The organism is Variovorax sp. P4_D9 (assembly GCF_056401695.1).
Genome location: NZ_JBFUIU010001220.1, coordinates 1 through 2037, shown reverse-complemented (window position 1 = coordinate 2037; position 2037 = coordinate 1). Strand labels below are relative to the sequence as shown.

The following is a 2037-nucleotide window of genomic DNA, read 5'->3' as shown; positions in this document are numbered from 1 at the left end:
AGGTGGTGCCGTACAAGGTGGGCTTCGGGCCGTTCCCGGGCGAGGTCTATCACGCCCCCTTTCCGAACAAACTGCACGGCGTCAGCGTCGAGGAGTGCCTGGCGGCAGTGCGCCGGCTCTTCAAGTCCGACATCGATCCGAAGCGCGTATGCGCCTTCATCTTCGAGCCCGTGCAAGGGGAGGGCGGCTTCAACCCGGCGCCGGTGGAATTCATCGCGGGCCTGCGAAAGATTGCGGACGAGCACGGCATCCTGCTGATCGCGGACGAGATTCAGACTGGCTTTGCGCGCACTGGCAAGCTCTTCGCCTCGTCCCTGCACGAGGTGCCGATCGACCTCATGACCTTTGCCAAGAGCTTGGCCGCCGGCCTGCCGCTGTCGGGCGTGTGCGGACGCGCGGCCATCATGGACGCGAGCGAGCCAGGAGGTTTGGGCGGCACCTATGCCGGCAATCCGCTGGCAGTGGCAGCCGCGCATGCGGTGCTGGACATCATCGCCGACGAGCGACTTGAGCGTCGTGCCGTCATGTTGGGCGACTGGCTCAAGGAGCGCCTGATCTCGCTGAAGGAGCGTGTGCCCGCCATCGCGGACGTGCGTGGACCGGGCAGCATGGTGGCAGTGGAGTTCAACGATCCGGCCACCGGCCAGCCATCGGCGGAGTTTGCCAAGCGGGTCCAGGCACAGGCGCTCGAGCGCGGCCTGATCCTGCTCACCTGCGGCACCTTTGGCAACGTCATCCGGCTGTTGCACCCGCTCACGACGCCCGAGGCGGTGTTTGCCGAGGCGCTCGACATGCTCGAGGCTTCGCTGCTCGCTGCCTGAAGTCGCCGCAACTCCTCCAAGGATTCCAAGATGTCAGTGAAACTGCAAGATCCCGACCTGCTGCGACAGCAGGCCTTTGTCGGCGGCGCCTGGGTCGATGCCGACGCGTCCGAGACCATCGCGGTTCACGACCCGGCGACCGGCGATGTCGTGGCGTCGGTGCCGCGCATGGGCGCCGCCGAGACGCGCCGCGCCATCGCAGCGGCCGAGAAGGCGTGGCCCGACTGGCGCAAGCGCACCGCGAAGGAGCGTTCGACTCTGCTGCGTCGCTGGCACGATCTGATCGTGGCCAACGCCGACGACCTGGCCCTGCTGATGACCAGCGAGCAGGGAAAGCCCCTGGCAGAGGCCCGCGGCGAGGTGCTGTACGCGGCCTCCTTCATCGAGTGGTTTGCGGAAGAGGGCAAGCGCGTCTACGGCGAAACCGTGCCCAGCCCGCTGGCGGACCGGCGCGTGCTGGTGTTGCGCGAGCCGATCGGCGTGTGCGCCGCCATCACGCCCTGGAACTTCCCGCTGGCCATGATCACGCGCAAAGTGGGGCCCGCGCTGGCGGCCGGCAACCCGATCGTCGTGAAGCCGGCGGAAGCCACGCCCCTGTCGGCGCTCGCATTGGCCGTGCTCGCCGAACGCGCCGGCTTGCCCGCGGGCGTGCTGCAGGTGATCACCGGCAACGCCAGGATCATCGGCGCCGAACTCACGGCCAGCCCGGTCGTGCGCAAGTTGAGCTTCACCGGATCGACCGAGGTCGGGCGACTGCTGTATGCGCAATCGGCGCCCACGATCAAGAAGATCTCCCTGGAGCTCGGCGGCAATGCGCCCTTCATTGTGTTCGACGACGCGGACCTCGACGCGGCCGTCGAAGGCGCTATCGCGTCCAAGTTTCGCAATGCCGGCCAGACCTGCGTGTGCACGAATCGCTTGTACGTGCACGAGCGCGTCTACGACGTCTTCGCCGAAAAGCTGGTCGCCGCGGTTGCGAAGCTGAAGGTCGGCGATGGCCGCGATGCGGGTGTGACCCAGGGCCCCCTGATCGACGAGGCGGCCGTGCAGAAGGTCGAATCGCACATAGCCGACGCTGTCGCCAAGGGGGCGCGTGTGCTGCGGGGCGGCAGGCGCCACCCGCTCGGAGGCAGCTTCTTCGAGCCCACCGTGTTGGCCGACGTGGCGCCGGGCATGCTGGTGGCGAAGGAGGAGACCTTCGGGCCGCTCGCTCCGC

Annotated in this window: 2 protein-coding genes; both read left to right on the top strand. The window is 68.0% G+C overall.

What is annotated here, in order from left to right; all coding sequences use genetic code 11:
- Window positions 1-821: aminotransferase class III-fold pyridoxal phosphate-dependent enzyme (locus AC1DY5_RS53210; RefSeq protein WP_478122281.1), on the top strand; the 821-nt coding region annotated here is incomplete at its 5' end.
- A 30-nt stretch (window positions 822-851) separates the two neighbouring features.
- On the top strand, window positions 852-2037 hold a 1186-nt coding region (locus tag AC1DY5_RS53205), incomplete at its 3' end, for an NAD-dependent succinate-semialdehyde dehydrogenase (RefSeq protein ID WP_478122280.1).